The following is a 20598-nucleotide window of genomic DNA, read 5'->3' as shown; positions in this document are numbered from 1 at the left end:
CATGACTGTCCATCGCACCTTCATTCATGCCGTGACCGTGGCGGCGCTGGCGACCGCGCCGGCCATTGCCCCCGCCCAGGGGGCCGCCTCGCCCGCTCGTGCCAGAGCGAGCGTCAGCATCGCGACCGCTGCGGCGGGCGTGTCCAGCGTCAACGCTACGACGCCCCTCGCCGGGGCGCTTGCGGCGCTGGCCATGACGTCGGACCTCACGTCGGCGGCCACCACGCGCGCGACCAGCCGTGTGGCCTGGACGGGCGACCAGGTCGTCGACTCGCTCTTCCGGCAGGCGCGCGAGCGCATGAATCGCGGCGAGTATCGCCGGGCCGCCGACCTGTTCATGGAAGTGGCGCGGCGCGCGGGCAAGGCACCGCTGGCCGGTGACGCGCTGTACTGGCAAGCGTACTCGCTCTATCGGGATGGCGCCTCGCCGGCCCTGCACGAGGCGCTGGCCTCGCTCGACCGCCTCGCGCAGGAGTACCCGTCAGCCGCAACGCTGGGCGACGCGAACACGCTCCGCATTCGCGTCTGCGGCGTGCTGGCTAAGCGTGGCGACGAGCAGTGCGCCGCCGAGGTGTCGGCGAGTGCCGGCGGCGGCACATCCACGGGTGTGACGGCCGGGCGCCCCGGCCAGCAGGGAGTGGTCGCGGGACGTCGGGTGACCTCCACGGGACAGGGGCGTTCGTCGGCATCGGCATCGGCCTCCGAGCCCGGATGTCCGCGCGACGATGAGGACGACGAACGCGTGGCCGCCCTCAACGCCCTGCTGCAGATGGACGCCGAACGCGCCCTCCCGATCCTCGAGCGCGTCCTCGCACGTCGTGACAAGTGCTCGGCCTCGCTGCGACGCAAGGCGGTTTTCCTTGTCTCGCAGAAGGGAGACGCGCGGGCCGCCGACATCCTCATGGGCGCCGTGCGCGGCGACCCGGACGCCGAGGTGCGCGAGCAGGCGGTCTTCTGGCTCGGGCAGACCAAGGACGATCGCGCCGTCGACATGCTCCAGGAGATTCTCCAGAAGGAGTCCAACGACGAGGTGCTGGAGAAGGCCGTCTTCGCGCTCTCGCAGCATCGCAGCCAGCGCGCCGGCACGATCCTGCGCGACCTCGCGCAGCGCGATGGCGCCGCGCTCAAGGTGCGCGAGCAGGCGATCTTCTGGCTCGGGCAGCAGCGCAACGCTGACAACGGCGAGCTGCTCAAGAGCCTCTACGCCCGGGTGAAGGAAGAGGAGCTCAAGGAGAAGATCATCTTCTCGATTTCGCAGAACCGCGGCGGCGAGAACAATCGCTGGCTCCTCGAGCTGGCGATGAACAACCGGGAGCCGATCGAGATGCGGAAGAAGGCGCTCTTCTGGGCCGGGCAGAGCCGCGGGACCTCGATGGACGACCTGGCCGCGCTCTACAGCAAGACCGACGATCGCGAGATGAAGGAGCAGGTGATCTTCGTCTACTCGCAGCGCCGGGACGCGGCGGCGGCCGACAAGCTCATGGACATCGCGAAGAACGACAAGGACAAGGAGCTGCGCAAGAAGGCGATCTTCTGGCTGTCGCAGTCGCGCGACCCGCGGGTGGCCAAGTTCCTCGAGGAGCTCATCGGATGATGACCGCGACGCGCGTGGTGGTCGGGGCGCTCCTGCTGGCCGGCGCCCTGGCCCCTCACCGACAGCTGCAAGCCCAAGGCGCGAGCCAGCGCCTGGCGCTGGTCCGGGACGGGCGGGTGCGCTTCACCTTCACCCTTCGCCCTGAGGTCTGCGGCTCCGGCCAGAACATCTGGCGCTCCCGCGACGGGCGCAGCCGCACCACATGGGGTGAGGGGAGCGCGCGCGACGTGGAGTACGACGTCGACTGCGACAGCGGGCCAGGGCGCATCGTGATCGACAAGGACGGTGGTGTGGTCGAGGATCTGCGCTTCTACGTCGGCGGACGCTGGCGAGTCGGGGGGCAGGTGACCGATCTCGGGCACGTGAGCACGCGCGAGGCGGCCGCGCTGCTCCTCTCCCTCGCCCGCACCACCGACGGAAAGGCCGGCCGCAGCGCCATCTTCCCGCTTACCGTCATCGACTCGGTCGTGATCTGGCGTGACCTCATGCAGTTGGCCCGCGACGACTCCCGCCCGCGTGAGACGCGCAAGCAGGCGGTCTTCTGGCTGGGGCAGCTCGCCGAGGGGCCGGCCACCGCGGGGCTCGACGAGCTGGTGGGCGAGGCCGCGCTCGATCGCGAGGTGCGCGAGCAGGCGATCTTCGCCCTCTCGCAGCGCCCCCGCGACGAGGGGATTCCCGCCCTCGTGAAGGTCGTCCGGACGAGCAAGGACCCGGCGCTCAGGAAGAAGGCGCTCTTCTGGCTCGGCCAGTCCGGCGATCCGCGCGCCTTGCAGCTGATCGAGGAGCTGCTCGCCAAGGGGTGAGCCCGACGCGCCGATGGGCCGCGAGCCGTCGGCGACGCCCCGGAACACCGTTCCCGCCGCGGCGGCCTCGACCGGAGAAGACCGGTCGAAGGCCGCCGTTGGCATTGACAGGGGCGCGAAAGGCCCGTAAGTAGCGATCGCGAAGCGACTTGCCGCTTCGTTGGCAAGTGCTAATCAATGGCAATCGTCGAACGGGACTCCGTCGGCACGATCGAATCGGCCGACGCGCGGTACCGCCAGCTCTTCGAGCAGAACGTGGCGGTACAGCTGGTGGTCGACCCGGCCAACGGCGCCATTGTCGATGCCAATCGCGCCGCCGCCGACTTCTACGGCCTGTCGCGCGAGGCGCTCACGCAGCGCGCCGTCACCGAGCTCGCCGCACTCCCCGACGACGACGTCCTCCAGACGCTGGAGGTCGCGGCTGAGCTTGGGGCGCACTCGTTCGCCTTTCCCCACAAGCACGCCTCGGGCGAGCTGCGCCTCGTGGAGATCTACGCCGGCCCGCTCTCGATGCACGGCCGCGCCCTGGTCCACATGATCGTGCACGATGTCACCGAGCGCGTGCGTGCCGAGGACGAGGCCCGCGAGCTGCACGCCGAGCGGGTGGCCCACCAGCGCACTATGGCGCTGCACGAGGAACTGCGCCGACAGGAGACGCTCTCGCGCATCGGCGAGCTGGTGGCCGCGGTGGCGCACGAGGTGCGCAATCCGTTGTTTGCCATCTCCTCGACGCTCGACGCGATGCGCTCGCGCCTGGGCGACACTCCCGAGGTGCAACGCTACTACCCGGTGCTGGCCTCACAGGTGGAGCGGCTCAACGCGCTGATGCGGGAGCTGCTCGACTACGGCAAGCCGGCCGCGCTCGTGCTCGAGGACACCGAGGCGGCCGGGCTCGTGCAGGTGGCGCTCGACCTCGCGCGTCCCCTCGCCACCGCCGAAGATGTCGCGCTCAGCACGTCGGCCGTGCGGCCCCTTCCGCTCATTCGCGCCGACCGGCAACGTGTGGTGCAGGTGCTGCACAACCTCATCGTCAATGCGGTCCAGCACAGCGGGCGCGGGACGACGGTGGAGGTGGTCCTGCAGCCGGCGACGTTGCGCGACGCGCGTGCCGTGGCGTTCCTCGTGCGCGACCGAGGCCCCGGCTTCAGCGACGGCGACGAGGCGCGCGTCTTCGAACCGTTCTTCTCGCGCCGCCGCGGCGGCACCGGGATGGGGCTCGCCCTCGCGCACCGCCTGGTGCACGATCACGGCGGGGAAATTGTCGCGGCGAACCGAGAGGGAGGCGGCGCGTGCCTGCGCGTCGTGCTCCCCGCCGCTGGGGATGGGACGAGAGCCACCACCTGATGACGCACGCCAACACACGCCTCCTCTTCGTCGAAGACGACGCCGCGATTCGCTTCGCCATTCGCGACTTCCTCGAGGGCTTCGACTTCGACCTCATCGAGGCGCCCAGCTGCGCCGACGCCGAGGCCGCCTTCATCGAACACCGCCCCGACATCGTGCTCAGCGACTACATGCTGACAGACGGGACGGCGCTCGACCTGCTCCCCCGCCTGCGGGCGGTGAACGCCAACGTCCCTGTCGTCGTCCTCACGGGGCACGGCACCGTCGAACTCGCCGTGCAGGCGATGAAGCAGGGGGCCGACGACTTCCTCACCAAGCCCGTCGCCCTCCCTGCGCTTCTCGTCGTCCTGCAGCGCGCCCTCGAGCGCCAGCGCGACCGCCAGCAGCAACTCGCCCGCACCGCGCGCCAGCGCCGTGTCGCCATCGATCCCTTCGTCGGCACCTCGGCCGCCATTCGCAAGCTGCGCGAGCAGGCCGAACGCGTCGCCACCGCCGAACGCCCCATCCTCATTCTCGGCGAGACGGGAGCGGGGAAGGGGATCCTCACCCGCTGGATCCACACCCACGGACTGCGCAGCGACCAGCCGTTCGTCGACCTCAACTGCGCCTCTCTTCCGCGCGAGCTGCTCGAGTCCGAGCTCTTCGGCCATGAGCGGGGCTCCTTCACCGGCGCGGTGGCGCAGAAGACCGGGCTCGTCGAACTCGCGCATCGCGGGACGCTCTTCCTCGACGAAATCGGCGACCTCGAACTCATCCTGCAACCCAAGCTCCTCAAGGTGCTCGAGGAGCAGGTGTTCCGGCGCGTGGGGGCACTGCGCGACCGGCAGGTCGATGTGCGCCTCATCGCGGCGACGCACCAGGACCTCTCGCGTCTCGTCGGGGAGAACCGCTTCCGCAGCGACCTGTACTTCCGCATCAGCACGATCCCGATCATCGTCCCCTCGCTGCGCGATCGCGTGGAGGACATCCCGATCCTCGCACGCCAGCTCCTCGATCGGCTGGCGATCGAACTGGGCAAACCGCGCATCGAGCTCACCGCCGACGCCCAGCGCGCTCTCGCCCGCTACGGCTGGCCGGGAAACATCCGCGAGCTCCGCAATGTCCTGGAGCGGGCCGTCCTTCTCTCGGCACGCCAGGAGCTGCGCGCCGAGGACCTCAGTTTCGAGTCTGTCGCTGCGTCGGCACCTTCCGGCGAGGTCGACCTCGAGTTGACATTGGACGAACTGCAGCGCCGCCATATCGTGCGGGTGCTGCAGGCGGTGCAGGGGCATGTGGAGCAGGCGGCTGCCAAGCTCGGGGTTCCACGCTCCACGCTCTACCAGAAGTTGAAGGCCATGCAGATCGTCGTCCCCAGGGAACGTCAGCGATAGCGGCCCCTGGTGCCGGCTGCAGCGAGTTGGTTGGGGATGGAGTCACTTACCACGAACGGGCGGGCGGCGGCGACGCGCGCCCCCGAGGGCGGGACACGATGAGCGACATGCTGAACGGCGCCGTGCCGGACACGGCACCGATGCCGACGCCACCGGACACGGGCAACGTGGACAAGATCCGCGACATCCTGTTCGGGGCGCAGATGCGCGACTACGACCGGCGCTTCACCACGCTCGAGGAGCGCCTGCTGCGCGAGTCGGGCGAGCTGCGCGACGACATGCACCGGCGCCTCACGGCCACCGAGCAGTTCCTGCGCGGGGAGCTGGAGTCGCTGTCGGCGTCGCTCTCGGCGGAGCAGCGCGATCGCAAGCAGGGCGTCCGCGACGCGATGGACGCGACGGCCAACGTGAACCGTGAACTCTCCGACCGCGTCGCCGCACTCGCCGAGCAGGTGGCGCAGCAGCAACGCGAGATGCGCAACGCGCTCAGCGACCAGCTGCGGCAGCTCGCCGAGGATACGTCGCGCCGGCACCAGGAGCTCTCGGAAACGCTGCGCCGCGAGGCGTTCGAGCTGCGCAGCGCCAAGGCCGACCGAACGGCGATCGCCGCGATGTTCGCCGAGTTCGCCCAGCGGCTGGCCGACGGCGAGCCCCGTTAGGCAACGCGCCGTTCATGGCCGATCGGCTGCGGGTCGAGCAGGGCGAGGCGCGCGTGGACGGCGCCGAGCGCCTGGAGCGTGAGGTCCCCATGACTCCGGTGGGTGGTACCGACCGCCTGCAGGAGCTGCGCGCCCTCATCCTCGACCCCGATCGCGAGCGCATCCGGGCCATCGAGCGCAAGTTGGCCAGCCCGGCGTTGCACGTGGAGGACGTCGCCAAGGTCCTCCCCGAAGCCATCACCCGCCGCGCCGCCAGCGACGAACGCCTCGGCGCCGCGTTAGGCCCGCTGGTCGGCGACGCGATCAAGGCCTCGGTGCGGCGCGATCCGCAGCCACTCGTCGACGCGATCTTCCCGGTGATGGGGCCGGCCATCCGTCGCGCCATCTCCAACGCGTTGGGCGAGCTCGTACAGTCGCTCAACACCACCCTCGAGCACACGGTCTCGCTGCGCGGACTCGCCTGGCGGTGGGAGGCGATGCGCACGGGGAAGTCGTTCGGCGAGGTCGTCCTCTCGCACTCGCTCCTCTTCCGCGTCGAGCAGCTCTTCGTCATCCACCGCGAGTCGGGGCTCCTCATCGAGCATCGCACCGCCCCCGGCGTGCAGGCGCTCGCCCCCGACCTCGTGGCGTCGATGATGACGGCGCTGCGCGACTTCGCGCGCGACTCGTTCAGCGTGTCGGAGCAGCAAGGGCTCGATTCGCTCGCGCTCGGCGACCTGACCGTCTGGGCCGAGAGCGGCCCCGGGGCGATCCTCGCGGCGGTGATCCGTGGGCAGCCGCCGCTGGCGCTGCGCGAGACGATGCAGCAGGCGCTGGAAGAGGTGCACCTGGCGCACGCCGATGAGATCGAGCGCTTCGGGGCCACCGGCGTCCCGTTCGCGATTCGCGACGGGATCCTCGAGCGCTGCCTTGTCTCGCAGGCCAGCGAGTCGTCGCGCAGCGGGCAGTGGCGCACCGTCCTGCTCGGCGTCGCGGTCCTCGCGGCGGTGGGATGGTGCGCCGTGCCACGCGTCATGGAGCAGCGCCGCTTCGATGGCTACCTCGACCAGCTGCGCCGCGAGCCCGGGGTCGTGGTGGGGTCGGCCGGCCGCGCTGACGGACGCTTCGTGCTCACCGGGTTGCGCGACCCGCTGGCCCGCGATCCCATCGCGCTCGCCGCGGCCGCGGGAATCGACTCGGCCCGGCTCTCCGCCAAGTGGGAGCCGTATATCGCACTGCGCCCCGAGTTCGTGGTGCGCCGCGCCGAGGCGCTGCTCCATCCGTCGCCACGCACCACGTTGCGCCTGGCGGGTGACACGCTGGTGCCTGGGGGCGTGGCGTCAGCTGCCTGGCGCGCCGAGGCGCAGCGGCTCGCACTCGCCGTCCCCGGCGTCGGAGCGTTGCGCCTGACGGAGCTGGCCGACTCGGCCGAGGTCGCGCTGCGCGCCACCGCCGATTCCATCGAGACCATCACCTTCGACTACCCCCGTGGCGGGACCACCCCGGTCATCGCACAGGCCGAGCGCATCGACTCGCTCGCCACCCGCCTGCGACGCTTCCTCGACGACGCGGCGCGCGGCGAGCGCAGTGCCCGCATCGAGTTGATCGGGCTCGCCGACAGCGTCGGCACCGAGGAGGCCAACGTCGCACTCCGCCGCGCACGCGCCGACCGCATGCGATCGGCGCTGCAAGCGCGCGGCGTCACCATGCAGTCGCTCAGCGCCGGCGTCGATAGCACCAGCACAGACCGCACGCTGCGCCAGGTGCGCCTCCGCATCAGCCTGGAAAGACGGTAGCTTCCCCTCACGTCCGCCGTCTCCCGTCTCCCGCCCCTTCCCCATGTCCGTCGTCCAGCGAAAAGTCTGCATGCTCGGCGCCACCGCGGTCGGCAAGACGAGCCTCGTCAGGCGCTTCGTGGAGTCGATCTTCTCCGAGAAGTACCAGGCGACGATCGGGGTGAAGATCGACCGGAAGCTGGTGACGATGGGTGATACCACCGTCTCCCTCCTGCTCTGGGACCTGCAGGGCGAGGACGAATTCCAGCGGGTGCGCCTGTCGTACCTCCGCGGCGCCTCCGGCCTCATCTACGTCGCCGACGGGACGCGCCCCGAGACGCTGGTCACCACGCGGACCATTCGCGCCCTCGCCGAGGAGACCGTCGGCGCCGTGCCGTCGCTTCTCCTGCTCAACAAGAGCGACCTGGCCGAGAGCTGGGCCATCGACGACGCCTTCGTCGAAACCAACGGCCCCACGGGACTCCCCATCGTCAGGACCTCCGCCCGGACCGGCGACGCCGTCGAGGAAGGGTTCCACCACCTCGTGCGTCGCATGCTCGATCGCTGAGCCGTCCCGCGCCGGCCTAATTGCCGAGAGCCGGTCCACGTTCCAGAAACGAGCGTCTGCGGGCGAGAAGTCGTGAGGGGAATGGCTGCCGAGCCGAGCGGCCATCGTGTTGTCCGACAAGGGGTTGCGACGATTCACCTGCCCACGACGGACTGGCAGGGGCCTTGCCATGACATGGCGGTGTCCATTCCCGCATCGTGAGCCCTTCCGTGACCACCGAACTCGTGCGCGTCCTCATCGTAGATGACGAGAGCGCGCTGCTCTTTGCCTTGAGCGACTACCTCACCTTTCGCGGCTGCCGAGTCGACTGCGCCGAAGGGATGGAGGATGCGCGTGCGCTCGTGCACCACCTGCACTACGACGCCGTGGTCGTCGGCGTGAACGTCCTGAATGTCGCCGCCGCCCGCTCGCTCGCCGTCGACACCCGTCGCCGGTTTCCGCTCGCCCGCCTTATCGCCTTGGCTTCAGACGCGGCCGCCCTGTCCGACAACGGGGTCGACCTGACCGAGTTCAACCAGGTGTACGCCCGTCATCTCCCGATGGTGCAACTGGCGAGGGTGCTGTGTCACTCTATCGCCGCTTAGGGGCGCGAGCTGTGGATCGGGCGCCATCGACGTCGACTCCGCGCGTGAAGCTCGCGCGCGAAGAGCTCTGGATGGTCCCGATCCCGGCGGACCCATCGGAGCGCGTCGTGCTCGCGGACCGTCGCGGACGCTTGGTGCTCTCGGCGTACGCCGTGTATACCGACGTCACCGGCGCGCGCGATTTCGAGGCGTACGTGCAGCCGGTGCTGCGCACGCTGGCAGCGTCACGGTCGCGTTGCATTCTCACGCTCTTCGAGACGCCGGAGAGCTTCGACGCGGGGCGCACGCGCCACGCCGTGCAGGCGGCCCGGGAGCTCGGGCTGGCGTCGATGGTCGAGATTCGGGGGACGTGGGGGCTGACGCTGCTCGAACTGCTCGCCGCGGCGGGGCCGGGCTACATCCGCCTCGCGCCGGAGTTCGTGCACGGCGCCGGAAGCGTCCCCGACGTCTTTCGACTCATGGTTTCCCTGAGCGAATTCTCGCGCGAGCGCGGCTTCGAACTCGTGGCGCGCAACCCGCGTGACGAGCATGAGCTCGACGCGGTGCGGGTTGCCGGCATCGGACTGGTGCAGTGGACGTCGGTGCCGTTCAGCGGCGAGGAAGGGACGCCGCCGCCGCCGGTCCTCCTCGCGCGCTGATCGCGCCGCAGCCGGGCACCGAGGCGCCGCCGGTGACCGGCGCTACTCGACCGCCGTGGAGAACGACTCGGCGTCGCTGGCGACCGACGATTCACGCGCGAAGGCCAGGGCTCCCGCCGCTGCCAGGACCCAGACCAGCGTCGCCGCCGCGCGCACCCACTGCGCGATCACCAGATCCTGCGAAATCAGGTCCCACTCGGTGAGGAGATACCACCAGTCGTGCACCGTGTTCTCGCCGCCGAGCAGCGGGAGCTCCTGGGCGCGCGAGTCGCCGATGTAGCGGGCGACGTTGAGCAGGTTCACCGCCACCCACGCCAGCACGACGCTGGCGGCGAAGCGTTGCCGCCGACTCGCGAAGTAGGCGACGAACGCCAGCGGGACGAGGACCTGAAAGAGCGAGCCGCCGATCGTCATGCCGTGGTCGCCGAACGGCTGGAAGACGAGATGCCCCGCTTCGTGCACGGCGAGATTGACGTCGTCGAGCAGGTCCCAATAGTCGGCCACCACCAGCCGACGTGCGGCGTAGGCGACGATGAGCGGGACGGCGAGGAGGCGCAGGACGAGTCGTGGAGTCATGGCAGGGGGACGACCATTCGGAGGACGACTGGTCCCTGCGCATTGGCACCGGGGGTGTCGGGCGTTAGCGTCCCGCGGCGCGGGCGCCACCGGCGGCACCTGCGCGTTCTGATCCTTCTCCCGGCAGGTCTCCCGTGCTGCTCGATCGTTCCGTCGTCCGAGGCGTGCTTGGCGCCGTGGCGCTGCTGCTTGCGACTGCCCCGCAGGTGCGCGCGCAGTCGGCGCTCATCGTCCTCAACAAGAGCGACGCGCAGGCGTCGATCGTCGACATCGCGAGCGGGAAAATCGTCCGCACCTATCCCACCGGAGATGGTCCGCATGAAGTGGCCGTTGCCCCCGACGGGCGCACGGCCGTGGTGGGGAACTACGGTAACCAGGTGGCGGGGAGCTCGCTCAGCGTGATCGACCTCGCGGGGACGGGGGCGCCACGCACCATCTCGATCGGCGAGTACCGCCGACCGCACGGAATCGTTTGGCTCAAGGACGGGCGCCGTGTGCTGGTGACGGTCGAGGCGAGCCGGGCGCTCCTCGTGGTGGATGTGCGGGCCGGGGTGGTGGAGAAGGCGATCCCCACCGACCAGAACGGGACGCACATGGTGGCGCTCGCGCCTGACGAGCGGATGGCGTACACCGCGAACATCGGCTCGGGGAGCGTGTCGCGCATCGACGTGGCGGCCGGCAAGGCGGTGCAGGTGAAGGTGACGGGGAAGGGGCCTGAGGCGATCGACGTCTCGCCCGACGGCAAGGAAGTGTGGGCCGCGGACCGGCAGCTCGACTTTCTCACGATCCTCGATGCCGCCACGCTGGATTCGTTAGGTGCGCTCCCCACGCTCCGCTTCCCCAACCGCCTCAAGTTCACGGTGGACGGCAAGCGGGCCCTCGTCTCCAACGCGGCCGCCGGCGCCATCACCGTTTACGACGTGGTGAAGCGCACGCAGCTGGCCACGATCCAGATTCCCTTCGATCCCGCCAAGAAGAAGGCCGAGGTGGTGCTGGGCGACATGGGAAACAGCGCGGTCCCGCTCGGGATCCTCATGGAGCCCAACGGCAAGCGGGCGTGGGTGGCGACGGCGGCGCTGGGCGAGGTGGTCGAGATCGACCTCGCCACGCTGTCGGTGAGTCGCACCATTCATGCGGGGAATAACCCTGACGGAATGGCGTTCATCGCGCGGCTCCCGTGAGCGCCGTCGTGAACCACCGCGCGGCGCCTTGACTTGGCCGCTCCCGAGCCGTAGAAAACGACCCGTGACGCGCGTGGCGCGCGCACGGGTCGTCTTGCGACAGAGGATGGCATGTCCAGCGTGGTCTACCTGAACGGGGAATACCTCCCCCGCAATGAAGCCAAGCTCTCCGTGGATGAGCGCGGCTTCTTCTTTGGTGATGGCGTGTACGAGGTCACCCGGGCCGTCGACGGTCGCCTCTTCGAGTCGGGGCGGCACATGAAGCGCCTGGCGCGCGGGCTGCGCGAGCTGCGCCTCGACCCGCCGCTCTCGCTCGACGAGATCGAGGCGGTCTCGCTCGAGCTCCTGCAGCGCAACGACATCACCTCGGGCGAGGGGACGGTCTACCTGCAGATCACGCGCGGCGCGGCGCCGCGCACGCACCACTTCCCGCCCCCGGGCACCCCCTGCACCGTCTTCCTCTCGGCGCAACGATTCGCGCTCCCCACCGACAAGCGCGCGAACGGCGTGGCGGTGGTGACCTATCCCGACATCCGCTGGTCGCGCTGCGACATCAAGACGGTGAACCTGCTGGCCGCGGTGATGGCCAAGCAGCATGCGGTCGACCACGGCGTCTTCGAGGCGATCTTCGTGCGCGAGAGCGCGATCACCGAGGGGTCGCACACCAACATCTTCGGCGTCATCGATGGCGAGCTTCGCACCTATCCGGCGAGCAACCTGATCCTCCCCGGGATCACGCGCGACGTAGTGCTCGAGGTGGCGCGCGAGCTGGGGATTCCGGTGAACGAGACGCCGTTCCACACGCACCACCTGCCGCAGCTGCAGGAGGCCTTCCTCACCGGGACGACGACCGACGTGATGCCGATCGTCTCGATCGATGGGACGCCGGTGGGCGACGGCAAGCCGGGCAAGGTCTCGAAGGCGCTGTATGACGCGCTCGCGGCCCGCATCTACGGGGCGATCCCGGCCGGGGAACGTTAGGCATGGGGCGGTCGGCATCGAACGCCGCGCCAGTCGTGGCGGGCGAGGTGCGGCGAGGGACGAGCGGGGCGGTGCGCGCGGCGCATCGCCCCGCTGGCTTACCCACCCGGCGCGCCGCGCTCGTTCCGGTGATGGCCTTCCTCGCGCTCTCGCCGACGCTCGTCGGCGCGCAGCCTGGTGTGACGCGCGTCCCGCCGCGCGTGCACGTCCTGGCGACCGGCGGCACCATCTCCAACCTGGGCGACGACGCGCGTCGCACCGGGACGGAACTGGTCGGCGGCATTCCGGGGATCGGCGAGATGGCCACCGTGACGGTGGAGCAGTTCAGCAACGTGGCGTCGTCGAGCGTGACGCAGGCCATGTGGCGCGCCCTCGCCGGACGCATCCGTCAGCTGCAGCGTGACGCGAACGCGCCGGCCGGCTACGTCATCACCCATGGCACCGACACCATGGAGGAGACGGCGTACTTCCTCTCGCTCACCGTCGGCGGCTGCGAACCGGTGATCGTGACCGGGGCCATGCGCCAGGCCAATGCGGTGGGCGCCGACGGGCCGGCCAACCTGCGCAACAGCATTCGCACCGCAGTGGCACCGGCGGCGCGCGGGCGCGGGACCATGGTCCTCATGAACGACGAGCTCTTCGCCGCGCGCGACGTGACCAAGAGCAACACCACGCGCCTCAACGCCTTCACCGCCCCCGATGCCGGCGTCCTCGGACTCGCGGACCCCGACACCGTGGTCTTTCACCGCCCCGCCCCGGCGTGCGCTGCGCCGCGCTACGACCTCGACTCGTTAGGGGAGTTCCCGCGGGTCGACGTCGTCTATGCGTACATCGGCGCCGATTCGGTGGCGGTCGACGCGCTGGTCGACGCCGGCGCCCGAGGACTCGTCCTCGCCGGTGTCGGGCGCGGCGGGACCACGCCCGCCATGTCGCGGGCGTTGCGGCGCGCCACCCAGCGCGGGGTCACGGTCGTCATCTCCAACCGTACGGGGAGCGGGCGCGTAGGAGCAGGGAGCGCCCCCGACTCGCTCGCCACCCTGCCGTCAGGGCGAGGGGCGACGATCGGCGCCACCGACCTCAATCCGCAGAAGGCTCGAGTCCTCCTCATGCTCGCCCTCGCCGCGCGCACCGACGCGCGGGGGATCGCCGAGCTGTTCAACGCGCGCTGAGCGCACCACTCTCCCCACCACGCACGCCATGTCGTCGTCCCACGCTCCCGCCGCGCGCGGCCGAGGCGCACGCGCCGCCCTCATCCTCGCCGCCCTCGCCCCGCTCTCGCTCGTCGCCCAGCAGCCGGCCACCGTCCCCGCCGATCACCCCGCGGTCAAGGCGGCGCTCGCCGCCATCCAGCGCGACAACGCCTGGACGCTCGAGCAGCAGGTCTCGATCTGCGAGATCCCGGCCCCGCCGTTCAAGGAGGAGAAGCGCGGCCTGGAGATGAAGCGTCGCTTCGAGGCGTTAGGGCTGCCGGTCGCCATCGACTCCATCGGCAACGTGATCGCCACGCGCAAGGGGACGGGGAACGGCCCCACGGTGGCCATCGCCGGGCACCTCGACACCGTCTTCCCCGAGGGGACGAATGTGGCGGTGAAGAAGGAAGGGACGAAGATGACCGCCCCCGGCATCGGCGACGACTGCCGCGGCCTCGCGACGATCCTCGCCGTCGCCCGCGCCATGCAGGATGCGAAGATCCAGACCCCGGGGACGATCCTCTTCATCGCCAACGTGGGCGAAGAAGGGCCGGGGAACCTGCGCGGGATGCGCTACCTCTTCCGCAAGCCGCCGCAGAAGATCGACTACTTCATCTCGGTCGACGGCACGGGGCTCGGCCTCACCACCGGCGGCGTGGGGAGCCATCGCTACCTCATCCAGTACACCGGCCCCGGCGGCCATAGCTACGGCGCCTTCGGGATGGCCAACCCTATTCACGCCATGGGGCGCGCGATCGCCAAGATCTCCGAGTTCCGCGTGCCGAAGGAACCCAAGACGACCTTCAACGTCGGGATCGTCTCCGGCGGGACGTCGGTCAACACGATTTCGCCGTTAGGCGCCATGGAAGTGGACATGCGCTCCGAGTCGCCCGTGGAACTCGCCAAGGTCGATGCCAAGTTCAAGACGGCGCTCGCCGAGGCGCTGCGCGAGGAGAACGCGCGCTGGCCCGGCGCCCGCGACACGGTCTCGCTCAAGATCACCGACATGGGGGTGCGCCCCGCCGCGCAGGTCAACGACACGTCGTTCATCGCCCGCACCGCGCTCACCGCCGGCAAGTCGCTCGGCTTCACCGCCCCAACCGGCGCCAGCAGCACCGACTCCAACATCCCGATGAGCCTCGGCATCCCGGCCATCACCATCGACGGCGGCGGCGAGGGGAAGGGGGCGCATTCCATCACCGAGTCCTACGACGACGGCAAGGAAGGCTTCAAGGGGCCGCAGTGGGCGCTCCTGATCGTGAGCGCGCTGACGGGACTCGGGCGAGCGACGTATACGCCGTAGCGCTCACGATCACGGAAGACGGGAAGACGAGAAGACGAGAAGACGAGTGACGGCATCGGGAGCGCCGACTCATGCGCCCGAGGGTCGTTATCGTCTTCCCGTCTTCCCGTCTTCCCGTCTTCCCGAACTACACCAGCACTTCCTGCAGCTTGGCGAGAAAGGTCTGCGGTGAGAACGGCTTCTGAAGGAATGCGGCCCCTTCCTGCAGCACGTCGTGATGGCGCAGGGCCCCGGCGGTGTAGCCCGAGACGTGCAGCACGCGGATCCCCGGGCGTTCGCGCCGCAGGAGCCGGGAGAGTTCGCCCCCGCCCATCCCGGGCATGATCACGTCGGTCACCAGGACGTCGATCGTCGTCTGGTAGGCGCGCGCGATCGCCAACGCCTCCTCGCCCGTACTCGCCTGCATCACCGAGTAGCCGGCCCGCTCGAGGACGCGCTTCATCATCAGGCGCACCGTCGGCTCGTCTTCGGCGAGGAGCACCGTTCGCTGCCCGCCGCGGTTGGTCGCCAGGTGCGACGGCATCGTCGGCGTCGGCAGCGAGGTCGCGGGGAAGTAGATCGTCAGCGAGACCCCGGCCGGCGACGGCTCGAGGACCACGGCGCCGCCGCTCTGGCGCACGAAGCCGTACATGGTCGCCAGGGCCAATCCCGAGCCTAACGAAGGCATCTCCGAGCCGGCGAACGGCTCGAGGAGCGACGCCCCCCCGCTCGAGGCGAGCTGCACTCCCGAGTGCCGCATGCTGATCGTCACGTACTCGCCCGGCGTCACCTGGTCGGGAAGCGCCGCGCGCGATTCGGTGAGTCGTTCCCGCCGGACATCCATGGCGAACGCTCCCGCCTCCCCGATCACCTCGGCGGCGTGTGTCGCCAGATGCAAGAGCATCTGCTCCAGCTCTTCGACGTCGACGTGGGCAATCCCCGGCCCGTCGCCGAAGGTGAAGTCGACCTTCGCCGTCGCGGCGAAGGTGTTGCGAATGTCCCCTTCCACGCGCCGAACCAGCGTATGCACGTCGATCGCCCGCGGCGCCAACACCTGCTGCCGCGAGAGGGCGAGCAGCTGGCGCGTCAGCTCCGCCCCGCGCCGCGCCGAGCGTCGGATCTCCTCGGCGTCCGTCCGCACCGCGTCCGTCGGCCCGAACTGGTCGATCAACATCTCCACCGACGTGAGGATCGTCGTGAGCAGGTTGTTGAAATCGTGCGCTACGCTCCCGGCCAGCCGACTCACCGCGTCCAACGCCTGCGCCTGGCGAACCTGCGCCTCCAGCCGCTTGCGCTCGGTGATGTCGGTCTGCGAACCCCACGCCTCGACGAGATGCCCGTCGCGCACGATCCCCACCAGCGAGTTGAGGAAGATGCGGCGGTTCCCATCGCTGATTCGCTCCACCGACTCGAATCCCTCCAGTCGGTAGCCGCCCCGCACGAACGCGCCGAGGTAGTCCTGGTTCTGCGGATCACCCTCGACCAGCAGTTGCCCGACCGTGTTCCCGGCGAGCTGCCGCGCGTCGGTCAGGCCGTACATGCGCGCCATCGCGTTGTTGCACTCCACCAGTACGCCGTCCTTCAGGATGCGACGCACCTGCTCGTCGACCGGAAGGGCGATGGGGATGGGGGGATTGGCGGACGCGTGCCAAATCCCCTCACTGGTGAGGGCGAGGAAGGAGTGGTACTTGTCGTCGGAGGTAGCACTCACTCCGACCGGTGTTGCCGGCGAGGTGGGGAGACGATCGTTTTCGCCGGCCGAGAAGGGCGGGGAGCCTGTCGGCACGGAGGGAGACGGCTGGGAGGGAAAAGAGGTGTCGACGTGCCGTCCACGTCGAACCCCGAAGGCGATGCAAAGATTGGGGCGATCTCAGAAAAGCGGAAGACCCTACAAGTTTCTAATCTCCGCTATCTCACCACCAGTTTTTGGTCTGCGTGCCGTACAGGACCCGCATCGTGCGCCGAGTCACGGACTTTCCGCTGGCCTTGAAGTCGAGGAAGCGGCGCAAGGTGCGCTGGTAGTGTCGCTCCCCCATCGGGAGTGGGTAGTGCGGCATGTCGATGAGGGCCTGCTCCACCCGCCAGACGTTTTTTTCGCTTAGCCTCCAGTCCGCCGGCGTCAGGGCGTCGAGGTGCGCAACGCCGTAGCCGTTCACGCGCCCCGTCCCGTCGACGTACGCGTCCTGGTAGCTCGCCACCAGCGCCGGGATCGTCCGAAAGACCGGCGGGCGCCCATGCAGCCCGAAGTCGCGCGAGCGAGCGACCGTCCCCCACTTGCCGTCGCGCTCATAGAGGAAGAGGACGTGATCGAGGCCGTCGTCCGATTCGATGTCCAGCACCGTCGGCGGGTATCCGTGATGCGCCAGGACGGTCGCGGTGAACAGGACGGCCTCGAGGCAGTGGGCCCGCCCGGCGGCCACCGCGCCGCGAAAGCTCCGTAGCGTGTGCTCCCAGTTGTACGGAAGGGACCGAAGGTACCGTTGCACCTGTCGAGGGGTCCGCAGCGTCGCGATGAGGCGCCGCTCGGCGGGGGTGTACGCCGTGAGCGGGGGCGTGCGCACCGGCGCGGCGCGGAGCGCGTCCAGGTTCGGGCGACGAGGCATGGGGTGGCGAGGGTGCGGCTGGGGGGGCGGACGCAGTCGGGCGGGAAGGCTAGCGCCCGCTGGTCACGCTCACCAGCACCCGACGACGCGCTCACCAGCACCCGACGACGCGCGCACCAGCGTCCGACGACGCACGTACCCGTGTGTGGCGCGAATGAGCTGACGGTCGCGCCTTGACGGCGACGCGACCGGGCTCGATTGTCGCCTGATGACCCCTCATATCCGTTGGCGTCACCGCCGCCTGATCGTCGTCGCTGCCCTCGCCCTCGCGCCCCTCATGTCTTCCTCCGCTGCCGACGCGCAGGGCGCGCCGCTCCCCGTGGTGGGGCGCTCCATGGTCACCACCACCCTGGGCATCGTCGCCTCCAGTTCGCCGCTCGCGGCCAAGGCCGGGACACAGATCCTCGAGATGGGAGGGAACGCGATCGACGCGGCCATCGCCGCCAATGCGGTCATCGCCCTCACCGAACCCTCGGGCGACGGCATCGGCGGCGACCTGTTTGCCATCGTCTATGATGCCAGGACGCGGACGCTGCACGGACTCAACGCCGCCGGATGGGCCCCCAAGGGGCTCAACGCGCCGATGCTGCGCGCGCAGGGACACACCAGCATGCCGCGCGGCATCCACACCGTGACCGTCCCGGGCGCGGTGTCGGGGTGGCAGGCGCTGCACGACCGCTTCGGCACGTTAGGCTTTCCCACGCTCCTGGCCCCGGCCATCCACTACGCCGAGCACGGCTTTCCGGTCACCGAACAGGTCGCGCGCATGTGGGGGAGCGCCGTCACCAAGCTCTCCGCCAACGCCTACACCAGGGCCACCTTCCTCCTCGATGGCGCGCGCGCCCCGAAGGAAGGCGACGTCTTCCGCAACCCCGACCTCGCGAAGACCCTGCGCCGCATCGCCGAGCGTGGACGTGACGGCTTCTACACCGGCCCCGTGGCCGAAGCCATCGTGCGCCTCTCGAAGGAGGAAGGGGGGACGATGGCCCTCGACGACCTCCGTGAGCTGCAACCCGACTGGGTCACCCCCATCAGCACGACGTATCGCGGCTGGACGGTGAGCGAACTCCCCGCCCCCACGCAGGGCATCGCCGCCCTGATGATGCTGAACCTCATGGAGCGTTTCCCCGTGAAGGAGTGGGGGTTCCACAGCACGAAGGCGATGCACACGATGATCGAGGCCAAGAAGCTGGCCTACGCCGACATGCTCCGGTACACGGCCGATCCCCACTTCACCTCCGTGCCGGTCGCCGCGATGCTCGACAAGTCGCGCGCCGCCGAGCGCGCGAAGGCGATTGATCCGTCGAGGGCGGCCTGCAGCGTTCCACCGGCCCAGTACGCGTCGGTGAGCGGCCTCACCGGGAGCGAGACGATCTACCTCACCGTCGTCGACAAGGACGGCAACATCGTCTCGCTCATCCAGTCTATCTATTCCGAGTTTGGCTCCGGCTTCACCGCCCCCGGCACCGGCGTCCTGCTGCACAACCGTGGGTCGCTGTTCTCGCTCGACAGCACCGCGGTCAACGTCCTCGCCCCGCGCAAGCGCCCGCTGCACACGATCATCCCCGCCTTCATGGAGAAGGATGGCGTCCGCATCGGCTTCGGGATCATGGGCGGGTGGAACCAGTCGCAGGCGCATGCGCAGTTCGTCTCCAACATCGCCGACTACGGCATGACGCTGCAGCAGGCGCTCGAGGCCGGGCGCTTCTCCAAGTCGTCGTTCGACGGCTGCGACGTGAACGTCGAGACGCTCGTCCCCGCCAGCGTGCGCGCCGAGCTCAAGGCGCTCGGTCATGACGTGCGCGATGTGGGCCCGCGCTCCTCCGTCTTTGGTTGGGGGCAGGCCGTGATGCGCCTGCCAGACGGCGTCAACTTCGGCGCCAGCGAACCGCGCCACGACGGGCAGGCGATCCCGCAGGGGACGCCCATGCCGGCGGGCGTGACGAAGGCGAAGACCAGGCCCAAGGCCGCAGCCGCTGCCAAGCGCTAGGGCAGCGCCCCGCACGACGTCGCATCCCGTGCCCGACTCCGAATCTTTCACACCGCGTCGCGAGCGCCGCGGCCTTCGCACACCTCCCCTCCGTTACTTCGCTATGCATTCGCGCCACATCGTTCGTTCGCTCCTCGCTATCGCCGCTATCGTCCACCCGCTCGGGCTGGCCGCGCAGGGCGCGGCCGTACCATCCCGCCCCGCTGTCACGTCGTCGCGCCCCGGAGCCGTCTCGCGCGCGGCCGCGGCCTTCCACCCCGATCGCCTGGCGCGGATCGACAGCTGGATCGAGTCGCTCGTCGCCCAGCGCCAGATCCCGGGCGCTGTGGTGATGCTCGTGAAGGACGGGCAGGTCGCCTACCACAAGGCGTGGGGGGTGCGCGATCTCGGCAAGCCCGAGGCGCTGCGCACCGACGACATCTTCCGCATCGCCTCGCAGACCAAGGCCATCACCTCACTGGCCGTGATGATGCTCTGGGAAGAAGGACGCTTCCAGCTCGACGATCCGGTCAGCCGCTACCTCCCCTCATTCGCCAAGCGCACCGTCCTCACCAAGTTCAATCCCGCCGACTCGAGCTACGAATCACGTCCCGCAAAGGGACGGATGACTATCCGTCAGTTGCTCACGCACACCTCGGGGCTCGACTACGCCGACATCGGGAGCGACGAATTCAAGGCCATCTACGCCAAGGCGGGGCTCACCGCCTTGGGGCGTGAGGGTGACGTGCTCGCTGAGCGCATCGAGGCGCTGGCGAAGCTCCCGTTGCACAGCGACCCGGGGACCGAGTGGCGCTACTCGCTCTCGATCGACGTGCTCGGGCGGTTGGTCGAGCTCTGGTCGGGGATGCCCTTCGACACCTTCTTGCGGACGCGCATCTTCGACCCGCTGGGGATGAAGGACACCTGGTTCGCCCTCCCCGCCGACCGTCAGGCGCGACTGGTCGCCTTGCACCAGATGAAGGACGACACGCTGGTCGGCTGGCACGCACGGGACGGCGGTCTCACGCACCCCGACTTTCCACTGCGTCGCGTGACGTACTTCTCCGGTGGCGGCGGGCTGGTCTCGACCACGAGCGACTACGCGCGCTTCCTGCAGCTCTTCCTCAACGGGGGCGAATTGGACGGCGTGCGACTCGTCGGTCGCAAGACGGTGGAGCTCATGCTCACGAATCATGTCGGGGCGCTCGAACCCAAGTTCGGTCTCGGCTTCGGGCTCGAGACGACCGACGGTGACGCGCAGTCGCCGCTCTCGGCCGGTTCGTTCGAGTGGGGCGGGGCGTTCAACACGACGTACTGGGCCGATCCCAAGGAGCGTCTCGTCGCGCTCGTCTACACCAACACCTTCGGTGCGCCGGTGGCGCTGGGCGATACGTTCAAGACGCTCGTGTACGCGGCGCTGAAGTAGCGAGGTGGGGAGGCGTCGCGTGCGCTCCCGCCCCCCCCAACGCTCCTTCCCCCACCCACGTTGGAACCGTAGCCTC

18 protein-coding genes are annotated in these 20598 nt (G+C 69.7%); 15 read left to right on the top strand and 3 right to left on the bottom strand.

The window, feature by feature from the left end:
- Window position 1 precedes the first annotated feature (1 nt).
- The 9 genes from IPN47_24985 to IPN47_24945 all read left to right on the top strand — a co-directional run bounded on the left by IPN47_24985 (window position 2) and on the right by IPN47_24945 (window position 9314).
- The gene (locus IPN47_24985) at window positions 2-1594 is read left to right on the top strand and encodes a HEAT repeat domain-containing protein (GenBank protein ID MBK9411232.1); all 1593 of its coding nucleotides are present in this window, start codon (window positions 2-4) and stop codon (window positions 1592-1594) included.
- Window positions 1591-2397: a HEAT repeat domain-containing protein gene (locus tag IPN47_24980; GenBank protein ID MBK9411231.1), complete on the top strand. Its 807-nt coding sequence runs from the start codon at window positions 1591-1593 to the stop codon at window positions 2395-2397. The genes IPN47_24985 and IPN47_24980 overlap by 4 nt, the downstream gene beginning before the upstream one ends.
- 177 nt (window positions 2398-2574) lie before the next feature.
- On the top strand, window positions 2575-3741 hold the full coding sequence (locus IPN47_24975; GenBank protein ID MBK9411230.1) for a PAS domain S-box protein: 1167 nt from the start codon (window positions 2575-2577) through the stop codon (window positions 3739-3741).
- A complete protein-coding gene (locus IPN47_24970) occupies window positions 3741-5111 on the top strand; it encodes a sigma-54-dependent Fis family transcriptional regulator (protein MBK9411229.1) in 1371 nt (456 codons plus the stop codon). The genes IPN47_24975 and IPN47_24970 overlap by 1 nt, the downstream gene beginning before the upstream one ends.
- 107 nt (window positions 5112-5218) lie before the next feature.
- The gene (locus tag IPN47_24965; GenBank protein ID MBK9411228.1) at window positions 5219-5770 is read left to right on the top strand and encodes a hypothetical protein; all 552 of its coding nucleotides are present in this window, start codon (window positions 5219-5221) and stop codon (window positions 5768-5770) included.
- A 14-nt stretch (window positions 5771-5784) separates the two neighbouring features.
- Entirely contained in the window at window positions 5785-7545 is a 1761-nt protein-coding gene (locus IPN47_24960) for a hypothetical protein (GenBank protein ID MBK9411227.1), read from the top strand.
- Window positions 7546-7588: 43 nt separating this feature from the next.
- Window positions 7589-8092: a GTP-binding protein gene (locus tag IPN47_24955; GenBank protein MBK9411226.1), complete on the top strand. Its 504-nt coding sequence runs from the start codon at window positions 7589-7591 to the stop codon at window positions 8090-8092.
- A 197-nt stretch (window positions 8093-8289) separates the two neighbouring features.
- Window positions 8290-8676 (top strand): response regulator, encoded by a 387-nt coding sequence (locus IPN47_24950; GenBank protein ID MBK9411225.1) that lies wholly within the window; start codon window positions 8290-8292, stop codon window positions 8674-8676.
- Window positions 8677-8720: 44 nt separating this feature from the next.
- Window positions 8721-9314, top strand: coding sequence for a hypothetical protein (locus IPN47_24945; protein MBK9411224.1), 594 nt, complete (start codon window positions 8721-8723; stop codon window positions 9312-9314).
- A 42-nt stretch (window positions 9315-9356) separates the two neighbouring features.
- Here the strand turns inward: IPN47_24945 and IPN47_24940 are convergent, their stop codons facing one another.
- Window positions 9357-9890 carry a hypothetical protein gene (locus IPN47_24940; GenBank protein MBK9411223.1) on the bottom strand — a complete coding sequence of 178 codons (534 nt, stop codon included), beginning with the start codon at window positions 9888-9890 and terminating at the stop codon, window positions 9357-9359.
- Between the two features lie 134 nt (window positions 9891-10024).
- Between IPN47_24940 and IPN47_24935 the strand changes: the two genes are divergently transcribed.
- The 4 genes from IPN47_24935 (at window position 10025) to IPN47_24920 (ending at window position 14545) form a co-directional block, all read left to right on the top strand.
- Entirely contained in the window at window positions 10025-11071 is a 1047-nt protein-coding gene (locus tag IPN47_24935) for a beta-propeller fold lactonase family protein (GenBank protein ID MBK9411222.1), read from the top strand.
- Window positions 11072-11182: 111 nt separating this feature from the next.
- Window positions 11183-12052: a D-amino-acid transaminase gene (gene dat, locus IPN47_24930; GenBank protein ID MBK9411221.1), complete on the top strand. Its 870-nt coding sequence runs from the start codon at window positions 11183-11185 to the stop codon at window positions 12050-12052.
- Window positions 12053-12054: 2 nt separating this feature from the next.
- Window positions 12055-13221 carry an asparaginase gene (locus IPN47_24925; protein MBK9411220.1) on the top strand — a complete coding sequence of 389 codons (1167 nt, stop codon included), beginning with the start codon at window positions 12055-12057 and terminating at the stop codon, window positions 13219-13221.
- 28 nt (window positions 13222-13249) lie between these two features.
- A complete protein-coding gene (locus tag IPN47_24920; protein MBK9411219.1) occupies window positions 13250-14545 on the top strand; it encodes a M20/M25/M40 family metallo-hydrolase in 1296 nt (431 codons plus the stop codon).
- Between the two features lie 127 nt (window positions 14546-14672).
- On the opposite strand, the gene IPN47_24915 is transcribed toward IPN47_24920, so the two are convergent.
- Entirely contained in the window at window positions 14673-16235 is a 1563-nt protein-coding gene (locus tag IPN47_24915; protein MBK9411218.1) for a response regulator, read from the bottom strand.
- Between the two features lie 202 nt (window positions 16236-16437).
- Window positions 16438-17127, bottom strand: coding sequence for a hypothetical protein (locus IPN47_24910; protein MBK9411217.1), 690 nt, complete (start codon window positions 17125-17127; stop codon window positions 16438-16440).
- A gap of 244 nt (window positions 17128-17371) precedes the next feature.
- On the opposite strand from IPN47_24910, the gene ggt reads away from it, so the two are divergent.
- Both ggt and IPN47_24900 read left to right on the top strand, forming a co-directional pair.
- Window positions 17372-19117 (top strand): gamma-glutamyltransferase, encoded by a 1746-nt coding sequence (ggt, locus tag IPN47_24905; GenBank protein ID MBK9411216.1) that lies wholly within the window; start codon window positions 17372-17374, stop codon window positions 19115-19117.
- Window positions 19118-19220: 103 nt separating this feature from the next.
- Window positions 19221-20522 (top strand): beta-lactamase family protein, encoded by a 1302-nt coding sequence (locus tag IPN47_24900; protein MBK9411215.1) that lies wholly within the window; start codon window positions 19221-19223, stop codon window positions 20520-20522.
- Window positions 20523-20598 lie beyond the last annotated feature (76 nt).

Source organism: Gemmatimonadota bacterium, from assembly GCA_016719105.1.
Lineage (GTDB): Bacteria > Gemmatimonadota > Gemmatimonadetes > Gemmatimonadales > Gemmatimonadaceae > SCN-70-22.
This window is presented reverse-complemented; position numbering and strand designations above follow the sequence as displayed.

What these genes read in the sequence shown, in the direction of transcription:
- IPN47_24910 (MBK9411217.1), bottom strand. Translation starts at nt 17,127, where the DNA reads ATGCCTCGTCGCCCGAACCTGGACGCGCTCCGCGCCGCGCCGGTGCGC.
- IPN47_24975 (MBK9411230.1), top strand. Translation starts at nt 2,575, where the DNA reads ATGGCAATCGTCGAACGGGACTCCGTCGGCACGATCGAATCGGCCGAC.
- IPN47_24940 (MBK9411223.1), bottom strand. Translation starts at nt 9,890, where the DNA reads ATGACTCCACGACTCGTCCTGCGCCTCCTCGCCGTCCCGCTCATCGTC.
- IPN47_24925 (MBK9411220.1), top strand. Translation starts at nt 12,055, where the DNA reads ATGGGGCGGTCGGCATCGAACGCCGCGCCAGTCGTGGCGGGCGAGGTG.
- IPN47_24920 (MBK9411219.1), top strand. Translation starts at nt 13,250, where the DNA reads ATGTCGTCGTCCCACGCTCCCGCCGCGCGCGGCCGAGGCGCACGCGCC.
- IPN47_24955 (MBK9411226.1), top strand. Translation starts at nt 7,589, where the DNA reads ATGTCCGTCGTCCAGCGAAAAGTCTGCATGCTCGGCGCCACCGCGGTC.
- IPN47_24900 (MBK9411215.1), top strand. Translation starts at nt 19,221, where the DNA reads ATGCATTCGCGCCACATCGTTCGTTCGCTCCTCGCTATCGCCGCTATC.
- IPN47_24970 (MBK9411229.1), top strand. Translation starts at nt 3,741, where the DNA reads ATGACGCACGCCAACACACGCCTCCTCTTCGTCGAAGACGACGCCGCG.
- IPN47_24985 (MBK9411232.1), top strand. Translation starts at nt 2, where the DNA reads ATGACTGTCCATCGCACCTTCATTCATGCCGTGACCGTGGCGGCGCTG.
- IPN47_24965 (MBK9411228.1), top strand. Translation starts at nt 5,219, where the DNA reads ATGCTGAACGGCGCCGTGCCGGACACGGCACCGATGCCGACGCCACCG.
- dat (MBK9411221.1), top strand. Translation starts at nt 11,183, where the DNA reads ATGTCCAGCGTGGTCTACCTGAACGGGGAATACCTCCCCCGCAATGAA.
- IPN47_24960 (MBK9411227.1), top strand. Translation starts at nt 5,785, where the DNA reads ATGGCCGATCGGCTGCGGGTCGAGCAGGGCGAGGCGCGCGTGGACGGC.
- IPN47_24980 (MBK9411231.1), top strand. Translation starts at nt 1,591, where the DNA reads ATGATGACCGCGACGCGCGTGGTGGTCGGGGCGCTCCTGCTGGCCGGC.